Annotated in this window: 22 protein-coding genes; 14 read left to right on the top strand and 8 right to left on the bottom strand. The window is 55.5% G+C overall.

Annotated elements, in window-relative coordinates; translation table 11 throughout:
• Positions 1-295 precede the first annotated feature (295 nt).
• Positions 296-1,696: a multidrug transporter subunit MdtD gene (gene mdtD, locus ACVKSX_RS15995; RefSeq protein WP_263054536.1), complete on the top strand. Its 1,401-nt coding sequence runs from the start codon at positions 296-298 to the stop codon at positions 1,694-1,696.
• Here mdtD and rbsR read toward each other — a convergent pair.
• The 7 genes from rbsR to ACVKSX_RS16030 form a co-directional block, all read right to left on the bottom strand.
• Positions 1,693-2,676 carry a ribose operon transcriptional repressor RbsR gene (gene rbsR, locus ACVKSX_RS16000; protein ID WP_033773177.1) on the bottom strand — a complete coding sequence of 328 codons (984 nt, stop codon included), beginning with the start codon at positions 2,674-2,676 and terminating at the stop codon, positions 1,693-1,695. The genes mdtD and rbsR overlap by 4 nt on opposite strands.
• Before the next feature lie 13 nt (positions 2,677-2,689).
• Positions 2,690-3,619, bottom strand: a complete 930-nt coding sequence (gene rbsK, locus ACVKSX_RS16005; RefSeq protein WP_010258835.1) for a ribokinase — start codon at positions 3,617-3,619, stop codon at positions 2,690-2,692.
• 62 nt (positions 3,620-3,681) lie between these two features.
• Complete coding sequence (rbsB, locus tag ACVKSX_RS16010; RefSeq protein ID WP_010672181.1) at positions 3,682-4,557, bottom strand: ribose ABC transporter substrate-binding protein RbsB; 876 nt, start codon at positions 4,555-4,557, stop codon at positions 3,682-3,684.
• Positions 4,558-4,582: 25 nt separating this feature from the next.
• The gene (gene rbsC / locus ACVKSX_RS16015; RefSeq protein ID WP_010258841.1) at positions 4,583-5,554 is read right to left on the bottom strand and encodes a ribose ABC transporter permease; all 972 of its coding nucleotides are present in this window, start codon (positions 5,552-5,554) and stop codon (positions 4,583-4,585) included.
• Positions 5,551-7,059 (bottom strand): ribose ABC transporter ATP-binding protein RbsA, encoded by a 1,509-nt coding sequence (rbsA, locus tag ACVKSX_RS16020; protein WP_033768394.1) that lies wholly within the window; start codon positions 7,057-7,059, stop codon positions 5,551-5,553. Before rbsA ends, rbsC begins: the two co-directional genes overlap by 4 nt.
• Before the next feature lie 7 nt (positions 7,060-7,066).
• Positions 7,067-7,486, bottom strand: a complete 420-nt coding sequence (rbsD, locus tag ACVKSX_RS16025) for a D-ribose pyranase (RefSeq protein WP_003849483.1) — start codon at positions 7,484-7,486, stop codon at positions 7,067-7,069.
• Between the two features lie 182 nt (positions 7,487-7,668).
• A complete protein-coding gene (locus ACVKSX_RS16030; protein WP_010258845.1) occupies positions 7,669-8,076 on the bottom strand; it encodes a YgiW/YdeI family stress tolerance OB fold protein in 408 nt (135 codons plus the stop codon).
• 162 nt (positions 8,077-8,238) lie between these two features.
• Between ACVKSX_RS16030 and qseB the strand changes: the two genes are divergently transcribed.
• Positions 8,239-8,910 carry a quorum sensing response regulator transcription factor QseB gene (qseB, locus tag ACVKSX_RS16035; RefSeq protein ID WP_010258847.1) on the top strand — a complete coding sequence of 224 codons (672 nt, stop codon included), beginning with the start codon at positions 8,239-8,241 and terminating at the stop codon, positions 8,908-8,910.
• Positions 8,898-10,253 carry a quorum sensing histidine kinase QseC gene (qseC, locus tag ACVKSX_RS16040; RefSeq protein ID WP_122457444.1) on the top strand — a complete coding sequence of 452 codons (1,356 nt, stop codon included), beginning with the start codon at positions 8,898-8,900 and terminating at the stop codon, positions 10,251-10,253. Before qseB ends, qseC begins: the two co-directional genes overlap by 13 nt.
• Positions 10,254-10,268: 15 nt before the next feature.
• Here qseC and kup read toward each other — a convergent pair whose 3' ends face one another.
• Positions 10,269-12,137 (bottom strand): low affinity potassium transporter Kup, encoded by a 1,869-nt coding sequence (kup, locus tag ACVKSX_RS16045; RefSeq protein ID WP_354439173.1) that lies wholly within the window; start codon positions 12,135-12,137, stop codon positions 10,269-10,271.
• A gap of 291 nt (positions 12,138-12,428) precedes the next feature.
• Here kup and ravA point away from each other — a divergent pair, with 291 nt between their 5' ends.
• From ravA to atpF, 11 genes are all read left to right on the top strand, one after another.
• A complete protein-coding gene (gene ravA, locus ACVKSX_RS16050) occupies positions 12,429-13,925 on the top strand; it encodes an ATPase RavA (RefSeq protein ID WP_354439174.1) in 1,497 nt (498 codons plus the stop codon).
• Entirely contained in the window at positions 13,922-15,382 is a 1,461-nt protein-coding gene (viaA, locus tag ACVKSX_RS16055) for an ATPase RavA stimulator ViaA (protein ID WP_010672185.1), read from the top strand. The genes ravA and viaA overlap by 4 nt, the downstream gene beginning before the upstream one ends.
• Before the next feature lie 71 nt (positions 15,383-15,453).
• The gene (ovoA, locus tag ACVKSX_RS16060; RefSeq protein WP_336999468.1) at positions 15,454-17,592 is read left to right on the top strand and encodes a 5-histidylcysteine sulfoxide synthase; all 2,139 of its coding nucleotides are present in this window, start codon (positions 15,454-15,456) and stop codon (positions 17,590-17,592) included.
• 103 nt (positions 17,593-17,695) lie between these two features.
• Positions 17,696-18,157 carry a transcriptional regulator AsnC gene (gene asnC, locus ACVKSX_RS16065; RefSeq protein WP_003849496.1) on the top strand — a complete coding sequence of 154 codons (462 nt, stop codon included), beginning with the start codon at positions 17,696-17,698 and terminating at the stop codon, positions 18,155-18,157.
• A 155-nt stretch (positions 18,158-18,312) separates the two neighbouring features.
• Complete coding sequence (gene mioC / locus ACVKSX_RS16070) at positions 18,313-18,753, top strand: FMN-binding protein MioC (protein WP_010258855.1); 441 nt, start codon at positions 18,313-18,315, stop codon at positions 18,751-18,753.
• A 432-nt stretch (positions 18,754-19,185) separates the two neighbouring features.
• A complete protein-coding gene (gene mnmG, locus ACVKSX_RS16075; protein WP_354439177.1) occupies positions 19,186-21,075 on the top strand; it encodes a tRNA uridine-5-carboxymethylaminomethyl(34) synthesis enzyme MnmG in 1,890 nt (629 codons plus the stop codon).
• 48 nt (positions 21,076-21,123) lie between these two features.
• Positions 21,124-21,741 carry a 16S rRNA (guanine(527)-N(7))-methyltransferase RsmG gene (rsmG, locus tag ACVKSX_RS16080; protein ID WP_010258859.1) on the top strand — a complete coding sequence of 206 codons (618 nt, stop codon included), beginning with the start codon at positions 21,124-21,126 and terminating at the stop codon, positions 21,739-21,741.
• A 711-nt stretch (positions 21,742-22,452) separates the two neighbouring features.
• Positions 22,453-22,833 carry a F0F1 ATP synthase subunit I gene (gene atpI / locus ACVKSX_RS16085; protein ID WP_010258861.1) on the top strand — a complete coding sequence of 127 codons (381 nt, stop codon included), beginning with the start codon at positions 22,453-22,455 and terminating at the stop codon, positions 22,831-22,833.
• An 8-nt stretch (positions 22,834-22,841) separates the two neighbouring features.
• Entirely contained in the window at positions 22,842-23,660 is an 819-nt protein-coding gene (atpB, locus tag ACVKSX_RS16090) for a F0F1 ATP synthase subunit A (protein ID WP_010258863.1), read from the top strand.
• A 105-nt stretch (positions 23,661-23,765) separates the two neighbouring features.
• Positions 23,766-24,005 carry a F0F1 ATP synthase subunit C gene (gene atpE / locus ACVKSX_RS16095; protein ID WP_003849523.1) on the top strand — a complete coding sequence of 80 codons (240 nt, stop codon included), beginning with the start codon at positions 23,766-23,768 and terminating at the stop codon, positions 24,003-24,005.
• Positions 24,006-24,110: 105 nt separating this feature from the next.
• A complete protein-coding gene (gene atpF / locus ACVKSX_RS16100; RefSeq protein WP_003849528.1) occupies positions 24,111-24,581 on the top strand; it encodes a F0F1 ATP synthase subunit B in 471 nt (156 codons plus the stop codon).
• Positions 24,582-24,591 lie beyond the last annotated feature (10 nt).

Genomic DNA, 24,591 nt, shown 5'->3' on the forward strand with positions numbered 1-24,591 from the left:
TTTCAGAAGTTTTTCTCCGGCGGCGCAGTCTCCTGTGCCTCTCAACCCGCTTCCCGTTGCCGGTGTTCCGTGTCGATGGAGGCGCATTATAGGGAGTTTCCGCGGGCTGACAAGCGTTTCTTTGAATTAATTTGCTGAGCGCATCTTTTTTAAACGAACGGCTTAAAAAGAGACGTTTCATGACGGAATAACGCACAAAAATCGCCATTAAACGTTGTAAAGAGACCTGCCGTTGCTTAATGCGGGTGCTATTATTTTGCTTCTTCTCGCAGGATAACCCCAGGAAGGATACTCAATGATAAAATCCGCGCGCAGCATGGCTGGTTTGCCATGGATAGCTGCCATGGCCTTTTTCATGCAGTCACTCGACGCCACCATACTGAATACTGCCCTGCCCGCTATCGCCACCAGCCTCGACCGTTCTCCTCTGGCCATGCAATCCGCCGTCATCAGTTACACCCTGACTGTCGCTATGTTGATTCCGGTCAGCGGCTGGCTCGCCGATCGCTACGGCACGCGCAAGGTATTTATCGTTGCCGTTTCGCTGTTCACCCTCGGCTCGCTGGCTTGTGCACTTTCTCCCACACTCCAGGTACTGGTCATCTCGCGTATCATACAGGGCGTCGGTGGCGCAATGATGATGCCGGTCGCGCGACTGGCGCTGTTACGCGCCTATCCGCGCAGTGAGCTGTTGCCGGTGCTCAACTTTGTCACCATGCCGGGATTAGTTGGCCCGATACTGGGGCCAATGCTGGGCGGCGTGCTGGTGACCTACGCGACCTGGCACTGGATTTTCCTGATTAATATCCCGATTGGCATTCTCGGCATTATCTACGCACGCAAATATATGCCGGACTTCACCACGCCGAAGCGCCGCTTCGACTTTTTCGGCTTCTTATTGTTCGGGGCTGGACTGGTGATGATCTCGATTGGGATTGAGCTGTTTGGCGAGCGGATTGTTTCCGCCCGGCTGGCGGGCGGGATATTACTCAGCGGGATTGTGCTTTTGCTTCTTTATATAGTGCATGCCCGAAATCACCCTTCGCCACTGATCAATCTGCCGATGTTTAAAACCCGGACGTTCTCAGTGGGCATCGGTGGCAACATCGCGTCACGTCTTGGCACCGGTTGTGTGCCCTTTTTGATGCCGCTCATGTTGCAGGTCGGCTTTGGCTATTCAGCGATTATCGCGGGCTGCATGATGGCACCCATCGCCATTGGTTCAATACTGGCGAAGTCGACGGTGACGCAACTGCTGCGCTGGCTGGGTTACCGCCGCCTGCTGGTTGGCATTACCGCCATTATTGGCATTCTGATCGCCAGCTTCTCTCTGCAGTCGCCCGCTGAAAGCATCATTGTGCTCTTACTTCCGCTGTTTATTCTCGGCATGGCCATGTCTACGCAGTTTACCGCCATGAATACCATCACCCTGGCCGATCTGAATGATGATAACGCCAGCGGCGGTAACAGCGTGCTGGCCGTGACTCAGCAGCTAGCGATCAGTTTTGGTGTGGCCGTCAGCGCCGCGGTGCTGCGCTTCTACCAGGAGTTTGAAACCAGCACCATTTCACAGTTCCACGCCACGTTTATGACCATGGGCGTGGTAACAGTACTGTCGGCGCTGACCTTTATGCTGCTGAAAAACGGCGATGGCCGTAATCTGATCAGTAATCGCGACAAAAAGAAAAAGCGCTAAACCGATCCACGCACCACCAGTTCCGGCGTCAGCACCAGCGTTTGCTGACTGGCGTCGGGATTGCTGAGACGATGGAGCAGGGTGTCTATCGCCAGTTCACCCAGCGCATCTTTCGGCTGATGGATGGTACTCAGTGGCGGAGTGAGATAGCGCGCCAGTTCGATATCGTCATATCCCATTACCGCCATCTGCTGCGGAACCTGCATGCCGGCCTGATAGAGTGCGTGATAAACGCCCACCGCCATGGCATCGTTGCTGGTGAAAACCGCTTCCGGCGGCGTTTCCAGCGCCAGCAGTTCGACCATCCCGTTGTAGCCTCCCTGGAATTCAAAGTCACCATTCACCACATAGCCGGGCAGAATCGTCAGGCCACTCTTTGTCATGGCGTTGCGATAACCTTCCAGGCGCATACGAGCCGGGGTTTTATCCTGTGGACCGGCGATACAGGCGATGCGGGTATAACCACTGTCGATAAGATGCTGAGTCGCCAGCTCCCCGCCCAGCAGCGCGTTATCCTGAATAATGTCACCACGGCCTTCAAACGGCGCCCAGTCCATCATGACGGCAGGTATAGAGGGATAACGGTTCAGAATGTCGGCCGAGGGCAGGTGACTTTCTGTACACATAATCAATAAACCGTCGACGCGCTTCTGCATCAGCGTTTCCAGGCTGCGGTTCATCCGCTCTTCATCACCTGCCGTGTTACAGAGAATCAGGCTGTAGCCACGCTGATAGCAGCTCTCCTCCACACCCCGCACCACTTCGGCATAAAATGGGTTACTACTGGTGGTCAGCAGCATACCGATCGTGTGCGTCTGATTGATTTTCAGACTGCGCGCCAGCGCAGAGGGGGCGTAATTCAGATGGCGGATGGCCTGCTCAACTTTTTCGCGCACGCCTTCACTAACAAAGCGATTGTTATTGATAACGTGCGAGACAGTGGAGGTAGAGACGCCCGCCAGGCGAGCGACATCTTTCATGGTGCTCAAATGCTTAGCCCTGCTGCTGCAAAAATTCATCGATCTCCGCGCGCCACGGCACGGAGGGCTGCGCACCCGAGCGGGTAACGGCGATAGCAGCGGCGGCATGGGCAAACCGCACCGCGTCATACATCGTTTTCTGCTCCAGTCGCGCGGTAATAAAGGCGCCATTAAAGGTATCGCCCGCCGCGATGGTGTCGATAGCTTTAACACTGAAGCCAGCAATACGCTGACCTTCTCCCTGCTCGCTCAGCCAGACACCGCGGCGACCCAGAGTAATCAGAACCGTGCCGATACCTTTCGCATGCAGTACTGCCGCAGCGCGGGCGGCATCTTCATCGTTGCTGACCGCAATGCCGGTCAGACTCTCGGCTTCGGTTTCATTCGGGGTAATAATGTCGATCAACGCCAGCAGTTCATCTGAGAGCTGGGTGGCGGGTGCAGGATTTAGAATAACCTGCGTCTGATGCTGTCGGGCAAGCGTCGCGGCGGCCAGCACACTTTCCAGCGGTGATTCCAGCTGCATTAATAGTGCATCGGCGTCGGCGATAACCTGCTGATGGCGCGTCACGCAGGCGGGTGTTAACGCCGCGTTTGCACCGGAGTAGATGCCGATGTTGTTCTCACCGTCACCATTGACGAAAATCATCGCCACGCCGGTTGACTCACCCTCGACCACTTCGACCGGCGTGGTATCAATATTGTCCTGGGCCAGTTGCTGACGAACACGTTCACCAATGTCGTCAGCGCCCACACAGGCGATAAATGCGATATCGGCACCAGCACGACCGGCGGCGACAGCCTGATTCGCACCCTTACCGCCAAACGCAATCTGATAATTCTGCCCGATCACCGTTTCACCGGGACGAGGAAAGTGCGCCAGATTAAGGATGTGGTCAGCGTTAATGCTGCCAAGAACGGCCAGTTTTGCGTTTTTGCTCATTAGGGGAGTCCGGAATAAGTGCGCCACCAGGAGGGTGGCGCAGTGCCCTGCTTTTCTTTGAGTTATTGAGTGACCAGCTTCAGGTCGACCGGGTTGATCGCCTTCACTTTTTCACCCTTCAGCACTTTATCAGCGGTATCTACGCCGATCATGCCAATTTTGTCTGGCATCTGTGCCACGGTCGCGGACAGTTTGCCACCTTCTACCGCTTTAACGCCATCAGCAGTACCGTCAAAACCAACGACGATCACACCAGTTTTACCGGCGGTCTGCAGCGCACGCAGTGCACCCAGCGCCATTTCGTCGTTCTGAGCGAATACGGCCTGAACGTCCGGGTGTGCCTGAAGCAGGTTCTGCATGACGTTCAGACCTTTGGTACGGTCAAAATCGGCTGGCTGGCTGGCGAGGATCTGGAATTTATGCGCATCAGCGGCCTGTTTGAAGCCTTCGCCACGCTCACGGGCGGCAGAAGTCCCGGCAATGCCCTGCAGTTCAATAATTTTGGCGTTTTCGCCGACTTTTTTGGCGATGAAGTCGCCGGCCATTTTACCGCCGAAACGGTTATCGGAGGCGACGTGGCTGACAACGGTGCCCTGTGCCGCAACGCGATCCAGCGTGATAACCGGGATGTTCGCCTGGTTAGCCATCTTCACCGCATTGCCCACAGCATCAGAGTCGGTTGGGTTGATCAGCAGCAATTTGGTGCCACGAACCGTCAGATCCTGCACGTTAGCCAGCTCTTTCGCCGGGTTGTTCTGTGAATCCAGCACCACCAGGTTGTAGCCCAGCTTGTCCGCTTCTTTCTGCGCACCCTCTTTCAGCGAAACAAAGAACGGGTTATTCAGGGTTGAAACCACCAGCGCGATAGTATCTTTGGCCATAGCGCTGGTACTGAGCGTTGCGCCAAGGATCACGGCCAGTGCGGTTAACTTTTTCATCATGTCATCCTGTGTAAGGTCAGAGTTATTTACTGCTTTTATTATCTACCAGCACCGCCAGCAGGATTACTACCGCCTTAACGATCATCTGGTAGTACGAAGAGACGCCCATCAGGTTCAGGCCGTTGTTCAGGAAGCCGAGGATCAGTGCGCCAATCAGGGTGCCGAAAATACGCCCTTTACCGCCTGCCAGGCTGGTTCCGCCCAGCACGACCGCAGCAATCGCATCCAGCTCATAGCCGGTACCCGCTGTCGGCTGTGCCGAAGAAAGACGCGCCACTTCAATGGTGCCTGCCAGCGCCGCCAGCATGCCACTCAGTGAATAGACGATGATTTTGACGCGATTCACATTGATGCCGGAGAGACGCGTTGCCGCTTCATTACCGCCAAGCGCATAGATATAGCGACCCAGACGGGTGTGCTGCAGCATGTACCAGGCAGCAATAAAGACCAGCGCCATCAGCCAGACCGGCGCAGGGATACCCAGCGGACGACCAATACCAAACCAGCCCAGCAGATCGGCATTGGCATTAAAACCCGTGTTAACCGGACTGCCGTCGGTGTAGACCATGGTGACACCGCGCAGCAGCAGCATCATGACCAGCGTGGCGATAAACGCCTGCACTTTGCCGCGCGCCACAATGGTGCCGGTCAGGGCACCGATTGCCGCTCCCAGCGCCAGCGACGCCGCCACCGCGACCAGGGCATTGACCTCCATACCCACCAGCGATGCACCCACCGCGCCAGTCAGGGCCAGCAGCGATCCTACAGAGAGGTCGATACCAGAAGTCAGGATCACCAGCGTCATCCCGACCGCCATAATGGCGTTAACCGAGGTCTGCTGCAGAATGTTGAACAGGTTCGCCACGGTAAAGAAGTTCGGGCTCTGGCTGGCCACCACGGCGATCAGCACCATCAGCGCAATCAGCGACTTCTGTTCCAGTAGCCAGCTTTTGCTAAACCAGCGACGGCTGGCAGGTAAAGTTTGGGTCGTCATACCACTAAATCCTCGCTGTGTTGCTTGCCTACGGCGGCGGCCATCAGGCTCTCCTGAGTGGCTTCTTCTCGGGTAAATTCGCCGCTGATACGGCCTTCATGCATCACCAGAATCCGATCGCTCATGCCCAGCACTTCCGGCATTTCCGAGGAGACCAGAATGATGCTCAGCCCTTCGGCTTTAAACTGGTTAATCAGTTGATAGATCTCTTTCTTCGCGCCGACATCCACACCGCGTGTCGGTTCATCCAGAATCAGTACGTTAGGCCGGGTCATCAGCCCGCGGGCAATCGCCACTTTCTGCTGGTTGCCGCCCGAAAGCAGACCAATGGGCTGCTCCATTGAAGGCGTTTTAACGTTAAACAGCCGGATAAAGTCGCCCACGGCCAGCTGCTCTGCCGCATGTTTCAGCGTGCCGCTGCCGTGACTGAAATAGCCTAACGCTGTCAGCGACATGTTCTCTTTTACTGACATGCCCAGCACCAGGCCATCGCGCTTACGATCTTCGGAGATATAGACGATGCCGTTAGCCAGCCCATCCTGCGGTGAGCGCGTCACCACTTCCCGACCATTGAGCCACAGTGTGCCTTCGCGACGCGGCAGGGCGCCGTAAAGCACCTTCATCAGTTCGGTACGGCCCGCGCCCATCAAGCCAGACACGCCGAGGATTTCACCTTTGCGCAGGCTGAAACTGACGTTATCCACGCCCGGTCCGCTGACGTTTTCCACTTTCAGCCGCACGTCGCCTGGTGCCTGATCAATATGGGGATATTGATCTTCCAGCTTACGGCCGACCATCATCTCGATCAGGCTCTCTTCAGTCAGCTCGCTGACCGGGCGTTCAGCAATAAACTGACCGTCGCGGAACACCGTGACGTCATCGCAGATCTCAAAGATCTCTTTCATGCGATGCGAGATATAGACGATGCCGCAGCCCTGCGCTTTCAGTTCGTTGATCACCCGGAACAGCGACAGCGTTTCGGTATCAGTCAGCGCATCGGTCGGCTCATCCATGATGATCACCTGCGACTCAAAGCTCAGGACTTTGGCGATTTCGACCATCTGCTGATCGCCAATCGACAAATCCCCCACCAGCTTGTGGCTGCTGAAGCGCAGATTAAGCCGTTTAAGCAGCGCATCAGCTTCGGCATACATACGCGGCCACTGGATACGGCCAAAACGGCTGACATATTCGCGGCCGAGAAAAATATTCTCCGCCACGGTTAATTGAGGGATCAGGTTCAGTTCCTGATGAATGATGCCAATACCCGCTTCCTGAGACGCTTTCGGCCCGCTGAAACGGGTCTCTTTGCCCAGCCAGCGCAGCGTACCGGCATCATATTGATAGATGCCGGTCAGAACTTTCATCATGGTGGACTTGCCTGCGCCGTTCTCGCCCACCAGCGCCATCACGCGTCCTGCCCGGACATTCAGCGACGCCCCCTTGAGGGCTTTCACACCCGGAAAGGATTTTTCAATGCCGTCGAGTTGCAGTAAAAGTTGCATAGCGGCCTCAGAAGGTCACACCGGCGCTGAGGATGACATTCGCAAACGGAGAGCACTCTCCGCTGCGAATGACCGCCTGACTACGCTGCGTTTGTTGTTTGAATTGTTCATGACTGGTGTAGCTGATGGTGATGATATTCCCCTGGTGCTGTTGCAAGGCTTCGAGCACGGCGACAAGCGCGCTATGAAGTTGCGGATTATGCTGCTTAATCTCTTCCGCGATCAGGGCGCTCTCTACCTGCATCTCCAGTGCGACAGCATTAACCACCTGCATAAAATCGGGCGTACCCGGCGTGAGCGCTAAATCGATGCGCTGCGGTCCGGCCGGAATCGGCAAGCCTGCATCGGCAATCGTCAGCGTATCCGTGTGTCCCAGGCGGGCAATCACATGAGAGAGTTCAGCGTTTAACAAGCGACCTTTTTTCATCTTTTCACTCCACAGCGAAACGTTTCGCTGTCAGGAGTGTATGAAAAGCCGCCATCAACTCAACCGGCAAAGAAGAAATCTGTGATCGCTATCGAAACGTTTCGCTCACGCGGGGAGAAATTTGTATTAAGTCGGGGGAGGGGCAGAAAAAAGGGCCGCGAACGCGGCCCCGGAGGAGAGGATTAAGGCAGTTTCTTAACCTGCTTAACGTCCATCTCAATGCTGTTGAAATCTTTATCCAGTTCACCCGTCAGCTCGACGTTGTCTTTAGGTGAGATAGTCTGGCCGTTCCAGTGCTTGTGGTCGATTTCGACTTTCATGGTGCCGGTCTGGTCGCGGAACAGATAATCTTCGTTGCCGATCTGTTTCTCCAGCTTACCGCGCACGGTGACCCAGCTGTCATCTTTCATCTCTTCAGCCTGCTTTACGGTCACCACACTGGTGTGATCGGCACTGAAACCACCCTGACCGGCTGCTGCCTGCGTCTGTGCGGCTGGCGCACTGGGATCAACAAATCCACCCTGCTGTGCAGCGAAAACCGGGGCGGAAGCCAGCATTACGACGGCCAGAATTGCAGCGTGCTTTTTCATTTTGTCACCTCTTTTCCATGATGTGGTTCGTCTTGTTGAGCTTAGTTGACCATAAAGTTCTTAACAGCTTCTTAAGAGGCAAAAATAAGCTATTTTCGCCGAAATCAGCTGTACAAGCAGGAAGTTGCTTCGTATAAAGCGCTATCGGAACAGGGAGACGTGATGCGTATTTTACTGATTGAAGATGATCGTTTAATTGGCGACGGTATCAAGGCGGGGCTGAGTAAACTGGGCTTCAGCGTTGACTGGTTTACCTCTGGTGAGGCGGGCTTTAACGCGCTGGAGGCCGCGCCCTGGGATGCGGTGATCCTGGATCTCTCACTGCCCGAGCGGGATGGGCTCGATATTCTGCGGCAGTGGCGACAGCAGGGCAAAGATGTACCGGTACTGATACTGACCGCACGCGATGCGCTCGATCAGCGGGTCGAAGGCCTGCAACTGGGAGCCGACGACTATCTGTGTAAACCCTTTGCCTTAACCGAAGTGGCTGCTCGCTTACAGGCGTTGATCCGCCGCCGTCATGGCCAGCTGCAGCCCGAACTCCGGCACGGTAATGTGGTGCTGATCCCCGGCAGCCATAGTGTGATGCGCGAAGGTGAGGCGATTGCGCTGAAAAGCCGTGAACTGGCGCTGCTGGAACTGTTTATGCGAAACCCGGGCCGGGTGCTGACACGCAGCCAGCTGGAAGAGAAGCTCTACAACTGGGACGCCGATGTCTCCAGCAATGCGGTAGAGGTTCACATTCATCATCTGCGTAAAAAACTGGGCAGCCAGTTTATCCGCACGCTGCACGGCGTCGGTTATACCCTGGGAGCGGCTGAATGCGATCAATGAGCCTGTTTCTGCGGCTGGGTATCGGTTTTGTGCTGCTGCTCGGGATCTGCTGGGCCAGCGCCAGCCTGAGTGCCTGGCATCAGACACGTGAAACCCTTGATGAGCTCTTCGATACCCAGCAGATGCTGCTGGCAAAGCGTCTGCTGACGCTGGATTTCTCCTCGCTGGACAATGCCACTCTGCCTAAAACCAAAGAGATACTGCGCCACCATCGCGGCGATCAGGATGACGACGCCCTGGCCTTTGCCGTCTTCACGCGTGACGGCCGGCAGGTGATGAATGATGGTGACAATGGCCGCTACCTGCCGTTTGAGGCGGAGTATCAGGGATTTCATGAGGGCCAGCTCACCAATGATGACGATCGCTGGCGGTTTGTCTGGCTGACCACGCCCGACCAGCAGTTCCGGGTGGTGGTGGGTCAGGAGTCCGAATACCGTGACGACATGACGCGGGATCTGATGAAAGCCAGCATGCTGCCCTGGCTGATCGCGCTGCCCTTTATGTTGCTGCTGCTGATCGGTCTGGTCTGGTCTGAACTGCGCCCCCTGAAGACGCTGGCACAGCAGCTGGCGCAGCGCGCACCCGATGATGATACGCCGCTGCAGGCAGACCGCGTGCCGAAAGAGGTGCAACCGCTGATGGTCGCGCTCAATGGTCTGTTCAGCCGCATCAGCGCAATGATGCAGCGTGAACGGCGCTTTACCTCTGATGCCGCACATGAGCTGCGCAGTCCGCTGGCCGCGCTGCAGGTGCAAAGCGAGGTGATCCAGCTGACTGCAGATGATGAAGTGATGCGAACCCATGCGCTGCAGCAACTGGATGCCGGCATTATCCGCGCAACCCGGCTGGTGGATCAGCTGCTGACGCTCTCACGGGTTGAAGCAGATGATGCACGCAGCGCCTTCGAAACGGTGGCGCTGAAACGCACGGTCCAGGAGACGCTGGCTGCACAGCTGCCGCTGGCGGATAAAACGGGTGTCACGCTGCGGCTGCATGCTGACGCCGATCCGCAGATTCAGGGGCATCCGCTGTTACTGTCATTGCTGGTGCGTAATCTGCTGGATAATGCCATTCGCTATACGCCAGCAGGCAGCGAAGTTGATGTGCGGCTTCAGGCGAATAGCCTGTCGGTAGAGGATAACGGCGAAGGTCTGAGTGCAGCCGATCTGCAACGGCTTGGCGAACGTTTCTGGCGACCGCCAGGTCAGGAGAAAAGCGGAAGCGGGCTGGGATTATCGATAGTCCGCAATATCGCCCAGTTGCACGGGATGCAGGTCAGCTTCAGCCAGCGCTCGGGCGGCGGATTATGCGTTATGCTGCGCTGGTCAGCGCCCGCCCCGTAAGGCGGGCGCTGCAGATCAAATCTCGACCTGGGTGCCCAGCTCAATCACCCGGTTTGGCGGGATCTCAAACTGGTCTGGCGCACGGAGCGCATTGCGCTGCAGCGCCAGGAAGAGTTTGCCACGCAGGCGCAGATACCACGGCCGTTTGCCGATAATCAGCGACTCATGCGACATGAAGAACGATGTCTCCATCATGCGGCAGTTGAGCCCTTCCAGCCCGCAGCGGTGGAAAATCTCCTCGACGTTTGGCGTTTCGCGCCAGCCGTAGCTGGCCACCACCCGCCAGAAGGTGGGCGACAGCTGCTCAATCGTCACGCGACGCACGTTATGCACGTAAGGCGCATCTTCCGTCCGCAACGTCAGCAGCACCACCCGCTCATGCAACACTTTGTTGTGCTTAAGGTTATGCAGCATGGCAAACGGAATCACATTCAGCGCACGCGACATATAGACCGCGGTGCCCGGCACGCGAACCGGCGGCGACTTCTCCAGTGACGCGATCATCGCCTCCAGTGAGTTGCCATGCTCGTGCATGCGGCGCAGCAGGCGGAAACGTTCGCTTTTCCACGTCGTCATAATGATAAACATCACCAGGCCGAGACAGAGCGGCAGCCAGCCACCGGAGAAGATTTTCACCAGGTTGGCGGTAAACAGCGGCACGTCGATACAGAGCATCAGTACCAGGATGACGGCAACCGCCAGCTTATTCCAGTGCCAGTTTTTAACCGCCACGGTACAGGAGAGCATCGCGGTCAGCACCATGGTGCCGGTGACGGCGATACCGTAGGCCGCAGCCAGATTACTTGAATGCTCAAAGCTGATAATCACAATCAGCACGGCGAAGTAGAGTACCCAGTTAATCACCGGAATATAGATCTGGCCCGATTCGCGCTCAGAGGTGTGGATGATACGCATCCCCGGCAGATAGCCCAGTCGCACCGCCTGACGCGTCAGCGAGAAGACGCCGGAGATCACCGCCTGTGAGGCAATCACCGTGGCCAGCGTCGCCAGAATCAGCATCGGGATCAGCGCCCAGTCCGGCGCCAGCAGGAAGAAAGGGTTTTTAATCGCTTTGGGATCGCTGAGTAACAGCGCGCCCTGACCAAAGTAGTTCAGGACCAGCGACGGCAGCACCACCGAGAACCAGGCCAGTCGGATCGGCACTTTACCGAAGTGACCCATATCGGCATACAGCGCTTCAACCCCGGTAATCGCCAGTACCACCGCGCCAAGCGCGAAGAATGAGACAGATTTATAGTGCAGGAAGAACTCGACCGCGTAGGCAGGATTCAGCGCATGCAGCACTTCCGGGTTTTTCATGATGCCGCTGACCCCCAGGATCGCCAGCACCAGGAACCACACCAGCATCACCGGCGCGAAAAGTTTGCCCACCATGCCGGTGCCATGTTTCTGAATCGCAAACAGCAGCGTCAGCACCGCAATCGACATCGGCACAATAAAGGGATCCAGCGACGGCGCGGCAATCTCCAGACCTTCAATGGCTGACATCACCGAAATGGCCGGCGTGATCACCACTTCCCCATAGAAGAAGCTGCCGCCAATCAGGCCCATGATCACCAGCACTGCCGTGGCGCGTGCACCCGTATGGCGGCCCGCCAGCGACATCAGTGTCAGAATACCGCCTTCACCGGCATTGTCGGCGCGCATCACATAACTGATGTACTTCAGTGATACCACCAGCACCAGCAGCCAGAAAATCAGCGACAAAAAGCCAAACACCGCTTCCCGCTCAACGCCGAAGCCGAACTGTCCGGAGAGACATTCACGCAAGGTATACAGCGGACTGGTGCCGATATCCCCGTAAACAACACCAATAGCGGCCAGCGTTAATCCGCTAAGTGACTGCTTATTATCCGAGCTCATAGAGTTATCTTTTGTTGGAGTCTAAGAGGCGCAACAACCCCTCGCTCAGGCCATCAAAAAGCGCACAGTATGCACGGTTTGCCGAAAATTCCTATACCCGCTTCGCCTGTCTGCCAGGGTAACGGGGTGGTTTCAGGCATTAAAGCGTTAATCAGCGCCGCTTTCAAAGCAGGCAAACCTTATGAAACAAAAAAGCTGACAGCTATCAACGCTTTCACGCATGATGATCTATAGAGTAAGGCGCTTGCTGAAGCGCGGCGGCCCGACGATCGTAAGGACATTGAAGTGATTATGGCTCAACCCCATCTTTTGGCAGAAAGAATTTCTCGCCTTAGCAATGCGTTAGAAAAAGGATTGTATGAGCGACATCATGCCATCCGCCTTTGCCTGCTGGCAGCGCTGAGCGGTGAAAGCGTATTCCTGCTGGGACCGCCCGGCATCGCCAAGAGCCTGATTGCCCGCCGCCTGAAATATGCCTTTCAGCACGCCCGCGCCTTTGAATATCTGATGACCCGTTTCTCCACACCGGAAGAGGTGTTTGGCCCGCTATCTATTCAGGCACTGAAGGATGAAGGGCGCTATCAGCGCCTCACTAAAGGTTATCTGCCCGACGCGGAGATTGTTTTTCTGGATGAGATCTGGAAAGCCGGCCCGGCGATTCTGAATACCCTGCTGACCGCTATCAACGAACGCCGCTTCCGCAATGGCGACAGCGAAGAGGCCATTCCGATGCGTCTGCTGGTCACCGCCTCCAATGAAATGCCGGAAGCGGACAGCGGCCTTGAAGCGCTCTATGACCGGATGCTGATCCGCCTGTGGCTGGATAATGTGCATGAGAAGCAGAACTTTCGCAGCATGCTGACCCATCAGCAGGATGAGCACACCAATCCGGTCGCGGAATCCCTGCGCATCAGTGATGAGGAGTATGCGCAGTGGCAGCTCGGCATCAGTCAGGTCAGCCTCCCGGATGCGGTGTTCGAGCTGATTTATCAGCTGCGCCAGCAACTGGAAAGCCAGCCCGCCGCGCCCTATATTTCCGATCGTCGCTGGAAAAAAGCTATTCATCTGCTGCAGGCCAGTGCCTTTTACAGTGGCCGCAGCGCCATTGCGCCGATAGACCTGATCCTGCTGAAAGATTGCCTCTGGCACGACGTCGCGTCCATGCAGCTGCTGGAGCGCGAAATCGATCAGCTGATGACACAGTACGCCTGGCAGCAGCAGCCGATGCTGCTGAAACTGCATCAGATAAAAGCGCGTCGCATGGCTCTGCAGCAGCAACAGAGCATCGCACAGGCGATCACACTGGAAAAACACAGTGGGATGTTCAGTCGCAAACCCCATTATGATCTGCCGGAAAGCTTCACTGATGAGCAACTGACGCTGATGCTGCAAAAGCCGCTGATGCTGCATGACATGCAGGTGACACATCTGGTGATCGCGCGTGATGCACTGAATCAGTGGCTGCAGAAAGGGGGCGAGGTTCGCGGCAAGCTCAATGGAATTGGCTTTGCGCAGAGTCTGGATTTACAGGTGGATGCGCAGCACTGCCTGGCTATCCGTGATGTCAGCCTGCAATCGTCGCGTCTGACACTGCCTGGCGTCAGCAACAGCGAGCCGCTGCCCGGTGAGATCACCGAAGCGCTGGATGCACTGGAGAGTGAACTGCGGTCGCAGCGTCATCTGTTCAGCCAGCATCAGCGCTGCCTGTTTATCAGTGATGACTGGCTGGCGCGGGTTGAAACCAGCCTGCAGGATGTGGCGGAACAGTTGAAACAGGCGCGTAAATGATCCCACTGGAGACGCTCAGCACACTGCTCTCCGTGGGTGAAACCGAACTGATTGAAGAGCTGATTATTGCCCTGCTGGCGTCTCCACAGCTGGCGCTGTTTTTTGAAAAGTTTCCCGGGCTGAAAAAAGCACTGTTACGCGATGTGCCACGCTGGCGAGCGGAGATCAACGCTGAGCTCAAAGCCACGCCGGTTCCGGCCACACTGGCGGAAGAGTTTCAGCTGTTCCAGCGGGTACAACTCCTCAGCGATCGTGAATTCAGCCACCAGCTGAATGCCACACTTCAGGCGCTTGAAAGCCTGCCTTCCCCTTTTCTGGATGAAGCCAACCGGCTGCTGCAGCACACCGATATCAGCCATCTCAGCAGCGCGCAGCACCAGCTTTTTCTACAGCGCTGGCGGCTGAGCCTGACCTTACAGACCCTGACGCTGAATCAGACGTTGCTGGAGCAGCAGCGCGAACGCCTGCTGGCGGAACTGCAGCAGCGTATGGCGCTGAGCGGTCAGCTGGCACCGATTCTCGGCGACGATGACGAAGCCGCCGCTGGCCGGCTGTGGGACATGAGCAAAGCGTCACTGCAGCCTGGCGACTATCAGCTGATGCTGCAATATGGCGACTTTCTGGCGCAGCAGCCGGAGCTGCTGAAACTGGCCCAGCAGCTGGGTCGCAGCCGCGAGGCAAAATCGGTGCCGTCGCAGGATGCCCCTATGGAGGCCTTTCACCATATGGTGCAGGAACCTGCGGCCGTGCCGGAGGAGGTCAGCGGCATTCACCAGAGCGATGACGTGCTGCGTCTGCTGCCGCCGGAGTTAGCTGCGCTGAGTATCAGTGAACTGGAGCTGGAGTTTTACCGGCGGCTGGTAGAGAAACGGCTGCTGACCTACAAGCTGCAGGGCGATGCCTGGCATGAAAAGGTCACGATGCGTCCGGCCAGCCACCAGCAGCATGAAGAGCAGCCACGCGGGCCTTTCATCGTCTGCGTCGATACCTCGGGTTCGATGGGTGGCTTCAATGAGCGCTGCGCCAAAGCGTTTTGTCTGGCGCTGCTGAAAGTCGCGCTGGCCGATCGCCGTCGCTGCTACATCATGCTGTTTGCGCATGAGGTGATCGGCTATGAACTGACCGGTGATGACGGGCTGGAACAGGCGATTCGCTTTCTCAGTCAGCGCTTTCGCGGCGGCACCGATCTGGCAGCCTGCCTCTCTTCCGTTGTGACCCGAATGGAAGGCGTCCTGTGGCAGGAAGCCGATGCGGTGATCGTCTCCGATTTTATTGCCCAGCGTCTGCCGGAAGAGGTGATCGGGACCATTAAAACGCGTCAGCGAAATAATCAGCAACGTTTTCACGCCGTGGCTATGTCGGCCCACGGGAAACCAGGCATTCTGCGCATCTTCGACCATATCTGGCGTTTCGATACCGGCATGAAAAGCCGTCTGCTGCGTCACTGGCGGCGTTAAGTCATCGGGCAGAAATGCATATTTGCTATAGTAAATTACCGTTTCACTTACTCAGCAATCTGGAGCTTCCTGTGACGCTTGCTCAACCTCATCGCGATCTGCCTGCGCCGACGCGAACGCTACTGCTCTCCGGCCATAACATTGAACAAAAACGTGCCGAATTGCTGGCCTATTTCCACCAGACCTGGGAACAGTATGAAAGTCTGTTTACCTGTCTGGCCGATTCCCAGGCCTGGTTTACCAAAGCCATTCCGCTGCGCCATCCTTTAATCTTCTATTTTGGCCACACCGCTACCTTCTACATTAATAAGCTGATGGCCGGACGCCTTATCGACGCGCGTCTGGACGATCGTATCGAAGCGATGATGGCGATTGGTGTGGATGAGATGAGCTGGGACGATCTCAACGACAGCCACTATGACTGGCCCACTGTCGAAGAAGTCCGCGAATACCGCGGGCGCGTTAAAGCGCTGGTCAGCGATCTGATCCAGACCCTGCCGCTGACTCTGCCGATCACCTGGGAGAGTCCGGCCTGGGTGATCCTGATGGGCATTGAGCATGAGCGTATTCATCTGGAAACGTCCAGCGTACTGATACGCCAGTTACCGGTCGGGTGGGTGAAACCCCAGCCCGCGTGGCCGGTCTGCCCGATGGCGCGCCACCAGCGCGAGACTGTTCCGGCCAATACCCTGCTGCCGATGCCCGGCGGCACCGTCACGCTGGGTAAAACCGACGATACCTATGGCTGGGATGTCGAATATGGCCGCCAGCAGATCGCGCTGCAGCCGTTCAGGGCGAGCAAAATGCTGGTCAGCAACGCGGAATTCCTGGCGTTCGTTGAGGCGGGGGGTTATCAGGACGCTCGCTGGTGGGATGACGAAGGCTGGGGCTGGTGTCAGTTTGCAAAAGCGGAGATGCCCACCTTCTGGGTCGGCACGCCTGCGATGCCCGATCAGCTTAAACTGCGTCTGATGTGTGAAGAAGTCGCAATGCCGTGGGACTGGCCAGCCGAGGTTAACCAGCTGGAAGCGGCGGCCTTCTGCCGCTGGAAAGCGGATCAGACGGGAATGAGTGTTCAGCTCCCCTGTGAAGCGGAGTGGGCTCAGCTGCGCGAACAGGTCGCGGGCGATCAGCCGGATTGGGATCGGGCACCGGGCAACATTAACCTTGCGTACTGGGCTTCCTCTTCACCGGTCGATCTCTTCGCCCAGGGCGACTTCTTCGATATCGTCGGTAACGTCTGGCAGTGGACGACCACGCCGACCAACGGCTTTGAAGATTTTAAAGTCCACCCGCTTTACGATGATTTCTCTACCCCGACCTTTGATGGCAAACATTCGCTGATCAAAGGCGGTAGCTGGATATCGACCGGCAACGAAGCGCTGAAATCGGCACGCTATGCGTTCCGCCGCCACTTCTTCCAGCATGCCGGTTTCCGCTACGTGGTTTCCAGCCATCAGGAAACCATGGCGCTGAACCCGTATGAATCTGACGCCATGGTGTCGCAATACCTCGACTTCCAGTATGGCCCGCGCTATTTCGGCGTGGATAACTATGCCGAAAGCCTGGTAAACCTGGCGCTGAACTACACCACAGCACGCGGCGAGGCACTGGATATCGGCTGTGCCACCGGACGCGCCAGTTTTGAACTGGCCCGCCACTTTGAACGTGTCACCGGCATGGACTACTCGGCGCGCTTCATCGATGTGGCGCTTCAGCTGGCCAGCGGCGAAGACTTCCGTTATCTCCTGCCACAGGAAGGCGATCTGGTGGAGTATCGCCAGGTTCGCCTGAAAGATTTCGCGCTGGAGAGCGAACTGGCGCAGCGGATTCAGTTTGTTCAGGGCGACGCCTGTAACCTTAAGCCGCAACCCGCCCGTTACGATCTGGTACTTGCATCCAACCTGATCGATCGCCTGCGTCAGCCCGCACGCTTCCTGCGGGATGTCACGCCGATGCTGCGTCAGGGCGGCATTCTGGTGCTCTCCTCGCCCTATACCTGGCTGGAGGATTTCACGCCGAAGGAGAACTGGCTGGGCGGCGTGCGTGAAAACGGTGAGGCACTGACGACGCTGCAGGCACTGCAACGTCTGCTGGCGGCCGACTTCGACCTGGTCGATGAACCGCAGGATAAACCGTTTGTGATCCGCGAAACGGCCCGCAAGTTCCAGCATACGCTGGCGCAGGTCACCGTCTGGCGCAAACGCTAAGTGAACCGGCAGCGACGCCCGTCGCTGCCGGGAGTTGCCTGAACCACTATTTTGCTGCACATTCATCCTTGTTTACTTAAGCAGACCAATAACGAGGATGGCCATGGCCGAACATCTGCAGCTCGATAACCTGGATCGCGGCATTCTGAATGCCCTGCTCGACAATGCGCGCACTGCTTACGCCGAGCTGGCAAAACAGTTTAACGTCAGCCCCGGCACCATTCATGTCCGCGTGGAGAAGATGAAGCAGGCGGGCATTATCCTGGGCACCCGGGTTGATATCGATCCGCGCCAGCTGGGGTTTGATGTCTGCTGTTTTATCGGCATTATCCTTAAGAGCGCGCGTGACTATCCGGCGGCGCTGAGCAAACTGGATGCGCTGGATGAAGTGGTTGAAGCCTGGTACACCACCGGCCACTACAGCATCTTTATTAAGGTGATGTGCCGATCCATTGATGCCCTGCAACAGGTGCTGATCAACAAGATCCAGACCATAGATGAAATTCAGTCGACGGAAACGCTGATCTCGCTGCAAAACCCGATCATGCGCACTATCAAACCCTGATCCTTCTCCGCCTTGTGCATAATCTTATCCCTGACGAATGTGGCGGCTGGCAACGGCTGCGTTCGCTTCTCATAATCTATTAACCCTGTTGTCCACAGGTGGATCACCGCTTGATCACAGCGTACAATGCTCGCCTTAATGTCCGGGAGAGCAAGATGGCCGATATCACCTTAATCAGTGGCAGTACTCTGGGTAGCGCAGAGTATGTGGCTGAACATCTGGAAGAAAAATTACAGGAAGCGGGCTTCTCAACGCAGATGCTGCATGGCCCGGAGCTGGATGAAGTGCCACATGAGGGTATCTGGCTGGTGGTCTGTTCAACTCACGGTGCAGGCGATATTCCCGATAACCTGCTGCCGCTGTTCGAAGCCATCACGGAAAGCCAGCCCGATCTCTCGCAGGTCCGGTTTGGTGCCATCGGACTCGGCAATCATGAATATGATCTCTTTTGTGGCGCGATCCGCCAGATTGAAGCCCTGTTAATTGCTCAGGGTGCCCGCCAGATCGGCGATCGTCTGGAGATTGATGTGCTGGAGCATGAGATCCCTGAAGATCCCGCGGAAGCCTGGCTGGAAAGCTGGAAAAAGGCGATCTGAAGGGGGCTGGGGATCGCGAAATAGTGACGATCCCCAGTGGAAGATGCTGATTTTATCCTTCTCCGCTCGTTTATTTTGTGGATAACTACCCTGTTTTACTGCGTATAACCGGTAGTTATCCAAAGAACAACCGTAGAATGAATTTTGAGCTGTGGATAACATGCCATTTTGATCCCAGCTTATACGGATCAGGATCACCGATCACTAACAGGTAGTGATCCTCTTCATCCTGTTGTTTCTGCTGTGCTTCTGGCACATATCCACAGAAAAGCGGGATCCTAATAAGAGATCTAACAGAAAGATCATATACAGATCTAAGATCCTTTCTTTTAAAACCGGACGATCCCGCGGCTTTCACCCCAGACGGAATTTGAGTAGAATCCACGCCCCAGGACGACGATCCTGCAAGTTCATCAACCGAGGTACCACTTCATGTTTTATCAGGATCCTTTTGACGTCATCGTAATTGGTGGTGGTCATGCGGGCACCGAAGCCGCAATGGCGGCAGCCCGAATGGGTCAGCAAACCCTGTTACTCACCCATAACATTGATACGCTTGGACAAATGTCCTGTAACCCGGCGATTGGTGGGATTGGCAAAGGACATTTGGTGAAGGAAGTGGATGCCCTGGGTGGTCTGATGGCCAGTGCGATTGACCAGGCGGGTATCCAGTTTAGGATACTAAACGCCAGCAAAGGTCCGGCAGTGCGGGCAACCCGTGCTCAGGCGGATCGCGTGCTCTATCGCCAGGCAGTGCGTACGGCACTGGAGAACCAGCCCAATCTGATGATCTTCCAGCAGGCGGTCGACGATCTTATCGTGGAAAACGATCGTGTGGTGGGTGCAGTCACCCAGATGGGACTGAAGTTCCGCGCGAAAACAGTCGTCCTCACCGTCGGCACTTTCCTTGACGGCAAAATTCATATCGGTCTGGATAATTACAGTGGCGGTCGCGCAGGTGATCCCCCGTCCATTCCGCTGGCAAAAAGGCTGCGTGCGCTGCCGCTGCGGGTAGACCGCCTCAAGACTGGTACGCCACCACGTATCGATGCGCGCACCATCGATTTTTCAGTGCTCAGCCCGCAGCACGGCGATAACCCGATGCCGGTGTTCTCGTTTATGGGCAATGCGTCTCAGCATCCGCAGCAGGTTCCGTGCTGGATCACTCACACCAATGAGAAAACCCATGAGGTGATCCGCAATAATCTGGATCGCAGCCCGATGTATGCCGGGATCATCGAGGGGATCGGTCCACGCTACTGCCCGTCTATCGAAGACAAAGTGATGCGCTTTGCCGATCGTAACTCGCATCAGATCTTCCTGGAGCCGGAAGGGCTGACCAGCAATGAGATCTACCCGAATGGCATCTCAACCAGTCTGCCATTTGATGTGCAGATTCAGATCGTTCGCTCCATGCAGGGCATGGAGAATGCGAAGATCGTGCGTCCGGGCTATGCCATCGAGTATGACTTCTTCGATCCACGCGATCTCAAACTGACGCTGGAGAGCAAATTTATTCACGGCCTGTTCTTTGCCGGCCAGATCAACGGCACAACCGGCTACGAAGAAGCCGCTGCGCAGGGGATGCTGGCGGGTCTGAATGCCGCCCGTCAGTCTGCGGACAAAGAGGGCTGGGCACCACGTCGTGACCAGGCTTATCTGGGCGTACTGGTTGATGACCTCTGTACGCTCGGTACCAAAGAGCCGTACCGGATGTTTACCTCCCGTGCTGAATATCGTCTGATGCTGCGCGAAGACAATGCCGATCTGCGTCTGACCGAAACCGGTCGTGAACTGGGTCTGGTGGATGATGCGCGCTGGGCACGTTTCAATCAGAAGCTGGAAGCAATTGAACAGGAGCGTCAGCGCCTGCGCGATATCTGGGTCCATCCGAAGTCAGAGCACGTGACGGAAGTGAATACGGTACTCAGCGCGCCGCTGACCAAAGAAGCGAGCGGCGAAGATCTGCTGCGTCGTCCTGAGCTGACCTATCCGAAGCTGATGACGCTGGATGCCTTTGGTCCGGCACTGGCTGATGAGCAGGCCGCTGAGCAGGTTGAGATTCAGGTCAAATATGAAGGTTATATCGCGCGTCAGCAGGAAGAGATCGATCGCCAGCTGCGCAACGAGAACACGCTGTTACCGGTGGAGCTCGACTATCGCCAGGTGAACGGCCTCTCAAATGAGGTTATCGCCAAGCTGAACGATCACAAACCGAGTTCGATTGGTCAGGCGACGCGTATCTCCGGTATTACGCCGGCGGCCATCTCAATTCTGCTTATCTATCTGAAAAAACAGGGTCTGCTGCGTAAAAGCGCCTGATCTGAAAACGGGGCGAGGAGACTCGCCCCCGCTGAATGGACTTATGCTGTGATCAACACACTCACGTCGCTGCTACAGGCAGCCGGTATTTCCCTCTCCGATCAACAAAAACAGCAGCTGGTTGCCTATGTCGGCCTGCTGGATAAGTGGAACAAAGCCTACAATCTGACATCAGTGCGCGATCCGCAGCAGATGCTGGTACGCCATATCCTCGACAGCATCGTGGTGGCGCCGCATCTGCAAGGCTCACGTTTCATTGATGTTGGAACCGGACCAGGACTGCCTGGCATTCCGCTGGCTATCGTGATGCCTGATGCGCACTTTACGTTGCTCGACAGCCTGGGCAAGCGGGTGCGTTTCCTGCGTCAGGTTCAGCATGAGTTAGGACTCACTAACATTACTCCGGTGCAGAGCCGGGTTGAGGCGTTCCCGGCTGAGCCGCCCTTTGATGGCGTGATCAGTCGTGCATTTGCCTCGCTGACCGACATGGTGAACTGGTGTCATCATCTGCCGGGAAGAGAAGGGCGCTTCTTCGCGCTGAAAGGCGTGCGTCCGGACGATGAAATTGCGGAGTTACCGGCAGGCTACGTCTCTGATGCTGTGATTAAGTTGCAGGTACCGCAGCTGGAAGGTGATCGCCACCTGGTCATTCTTCGTCACCAATAGGCTTTCGACTGGCAGAGATTTAGCGTTTATCTGCCAGTGATTTTCGTCAGTTCCGGGATGAAAAAAGTGCAGATGATGCGCTATCAATAAAAGATTTTGATTAAGCCCTGGCTGACCGAAGGTTAAAACGCTGACGGAAATTATCCGAAAAGCTCTGTTACATTTAACGTTTAATTCACATTCAGTTATCAGAAATATCACTTGTATAGGCGGGTCGCTGAATAAAAGTAGTCACGGCAGAAAATATATCGCGGTAATAACTTTGCGTGCGTAATATCAATTACACGATTCTTAAGCACAGTTCGATGTCAATAGCGTGTTTTCTGTGAAAATAGTCTTGCAGATGCATTTTTATAATTTCAATCATTTGATTTTATTGAGTTAATTTTTAATACAGATTGTTCTTAAATAGCGCGAAGATAAAACTCAGTGTAGTGAAAGTGCTTATTATGTGATCTAAAGCACGCTTTAAAAGCAAGTTGCGAGAGAATTTTCAGTCAGATTAGGGTGAATCTCTGCAGGGTAATCTTTGGAAAAATAGCCCTCCGGAAAGAAATTTAAATAATTGTTCACCTTTTCGCTACTTACCGATTGAAATCGCAGGTGCGGCCCGTATAATTTGCACGGCTTTTGCTGCTTGACTCAACTGCGCAAAGGCAGTCTTATACGACACGCGACATACCCCTAACGGGGCAGGAGAGTATCAGCGTCATGTCAGTGTCTCTTTACAGTGTAAAATACGCCCGAACGGTGCTGATGATTCAGCTGGTGACGATAGTCATCATCGGTGCACTCTTTGCTCTTAAAGATGTCATCTGGGGTCTCTCTGCTCTTGCTGGCGGTGCGGCAGCCTGGCTGCCAAACGTATTGTTTTTGTTTTTAGCCTGGCGCCTGCAGGGGCAAACCCCAGCTTCGGGGCGAGTCGCGTGGAGCTTCGCTTTGGGTGAAATAGCCAAAGTGTTTGCGACCATCATTTTGCTCATTGTGGCGTTGGGTCTATTCGGAGCGGTTTTCTGGCCGGTCGGAATAACCTGGTTATCGGTGCTGGTGGTACAAATGCTGGCACCGGCGGTAATTAACAACAAAGGGTAAGAGGCATCATGGCTGCAGGAGAAATCTCTACTCCGCAAGAGTACATTGGTCACCACCTGACTCATCTTCAGTTGGACCTGCGTACCTTCGAGATAGTGAATCCGCACGACGCTCCCGCGACGTTCTGGGTATTAAATATCGATTCCATGTTTTTCTCTATGGTGCTGGGAATCATCTTCCTGGTGTTGTTCCGTAGCGTGGCAAAATCTGCCACCAGCGGTGTGCCAGGGAAAATGCAGGCGGCTATCGAACTGGTTGTCGGTTTCGTCGATAGTAACGTGCGCGACATGTATCACGGTAAGAGCAAACTTATCGCCCCGCTGGCTCTGACAATCTTTGTCTGGGTCTTCCTGATGAACTTCATGGATCTGCTGCCAATCGACTTGCTGCCATATATTGGCGAGCACGTATTGGGGTTACCGGCGCTGCGCGTCGTACCATCTGCAGACGTGAACATCACGCTATCTATGGCGTTGGGCGTATTTATTTTGATTCTGTTCTACAGCATCAAAATGAAAGGCATTGGCGGCTTCACTAAAGAGCTGACGCTGCAGCCTTTTAACCACCCGATCTTCATCCCGATCAACCTGATTCTGGAAGGTGTGAGCCTGCTGTCTAAGCCTGTATCACTGGGTTTACGACTGTTCGGTAACATGTATGCGGGTGAACTGATCTTTATCCTTATTGCCGGTCTGTTGCCGTGGTGGTCGCAGTGGGTGCTGAATGTGCCGTGGGCCATTTTCCACATCCTGATCATTTCGCTACAGGCTTTCATTTTCATGGTCCTCACGATTGTCTATCTGTCGATGGCATCTGAAGAACATTGATTTTTTTCTCAACACTACTTTCCCTCTTGATTTCGGGTTGCAGCGCACACCGCTGAAGCCCGGAAGATGAAGGGAGCATTTAACTGAAACAAACTGGAGACTGTCATGGAAAACCTGAATATGGATCTGCTGTACATGGCTGCCGCTGTGATGATGGGCCTGGCGGCAATCGGTGCTGCGATCGGTATCGGCATCCTCGGAGGAAAATTCCTGGAAGGCGCTGCTCGTCAGCCTGACCTGATTCCTCTGCTGCGTACGCAGTTCTTTGTTGTAATGGGTCTGGTGGATGCAATCCCGATGATCGCTGTTGGTCTGGGTCTGTACGTGATGTTTGCTGTCGCCTAAAGCCCTGTGTTCACTCAGCGCACAATGTGCAAGGGTGAACGGATTCTGCCGCTTATCGTTGATAACGGCAGAAAAGTTAAATACTCAATCTAGAGGCATTGTGCTGTGAACATTAATGCAACAATCCTCGGCCAGGCTATCGCGTTCATCCTGTTTGTCGCGTTCTGCATGAAGTACGTATGGCCGCCGCTCATGGCTGCTATCGAAAAGCGCCAGAAAGAAATTGCTGAAGGCCTTGCTTCTGCTGAACGTGCAAAGAAAGATTTGGATCTCGCGCAGGCTAATGCGACCGACCAGCTGAAAAAAGCCAAAGAAGACGCTCAGGTCATTATCGAGCAAGCGAACAAGCGTCGCGCGCAGATTCTGGACGAAGCCAAAACCGAAGCTGAAAACGAACGTAATCGCATCGTGACACAAGCGCAGGCTGAAATTGACGCTGAACGCAAACGTGCGCGTGAAGAACTGCGTAAGCAGGTCGCGTTGCTGGCTATGGCTGGCGCCGAGAAGATCATCGAACGCTCCGTGGATGAAGCTGCTAACAGCGACATCGTTGATAAACTGGTCGCTGAACTGTAAGGAGGGAGGG

This window comes from Pantoea sp. PvP021 (assembly GCF_054056055.1).

Excerpts from the sequence above, each read along its gene's own strand:
- rbsB (WP_010672181.1), bottom strand. The coding sequence starts at position 4,557 with ATGAAAAAGTTAACCGCACTGGCCGTGATCCTTGGCGCAACGCTCAGT.
- asnC (WP_003849496.1), top strand. The coding sequence starts at position 17,696 with ATGGCCGAACATCTGCAGCTCGATAACCTGGATCGCGGCATTCTGAAT.
- viaA (WP_010672185.1), top strand. The coding sequence starts at position 13,922 with ATGATCCCACTGGAGACGCTCAGCACACTGCTCTCCGTGGGTGAAACC.
- rbsR (WP_033773177.1), bottom strand. The coding sequence starts at position 2,676 with ATGAAAGATGTCGCTCGCCTGGCGGGCGTCTCTACCTCCACTGTCTCG.
- rbsK (WP_010258835.1), bottom strand. The coding sequence starts at position 3,619 with ATGAGCAAAAACGCAAAACTGGCCGTTCTTGGCAGCATTAACGCTGAC.
- atpB (WP_010258863.1), top strand. The coding sequence starts at position 22,842 with ATGGCTGCAGGAGAAATCTCTACTCCGCAAGAGTACATTGGTCACCAC.
- rbsA (WP_033768394.1), bottom strand. The coding sequence starts at position 7,059 with ATGCAACTTTTACTGCAACTCGACGGCATTGAAAAATCCTTTCCGGGT.
- ravA (WP_354439174.1), top strand. The coding sequence starts at position 12,429 with ATGGCTCAACCCCATCTTTTGGCAGAAAGAATTTCTCGCCTTAGCAAT.
- ACVKSX_RS16030 (WP_010258845.1), bottom strand. The coding sequence starts at position 8,076 with ATGAAAAAGCACGCTGCAATTCTGGCCGTCGTAATGCTGGCTTCCGCC.
- mioC (WP_010258855.1), top strand. The coding sequence starts at position 18,313 with ATGGCCGATATCACCTTAATCAGTGGCAGTACTCTGGGTAGCGCAGAG.
- mdtD (WP_263054536.1), top strand. The coding sequence starts at position 296 with ATGATAAAATCCGCGCGCAGCATGGCTGGTTTGCCATGGATAGCTGCC.
- mnmG (WP_354439177.1), top strand. The coding sequence starts at position 19,186 with ATGTTTTATCAGGATCCTTTTGACGTCATCGTAATTGGTGGTGGTCAT.
- atpI (WP_010258861.1), top strand. The coding sequence starts at position 22,453 with ATGTCAGTGTCTCTTTACAGTGTAAAATACGCCCGAACGGTGCTGATG.
- qseC (WP_122457444.1), top strand. The coding sequence starts at position 8,898 with ATGCGATCAATGAGCCTGTTTCTGCGGCTGGGTATCGGTTTTGTGCTG.
- rbsC (WP_010258841.1), bottom strand. The coding sequence starts at position 5,554 with ATGACGACCCAAACTTTACCTGCCAGCCGTCGCTGGTTTAGCAAAAGC.
- qseB (WP_010258847.1), top strand. The coding sequence starts at position 8,239 with ATGCGTATTTTACTGATTGAAGATGATCGTTTAATTGGCGACGGTATC.
- kup (WP_354439173.1), bottom strand. The coding sequence starts at position 12,137 with ATGAGCTCGGATAATAAGCAGTCACTTAGCGGATTAACGCTGGCCGCT.
- rbsD (WP_003849483.1), bottom strand. The coding sequence starts at position 7,486 with ATGAAAAAAGGTCGCTTGTTAAACGCTGAACTCTCTCATGTGATTGCC.
- atpE (WP_003849523.1), top strand. The coding sequence starts at position 23,766 with ATGGAAAACCTGAATATGGATCTGCTGTACATGGCTGCCGCTGTGATG.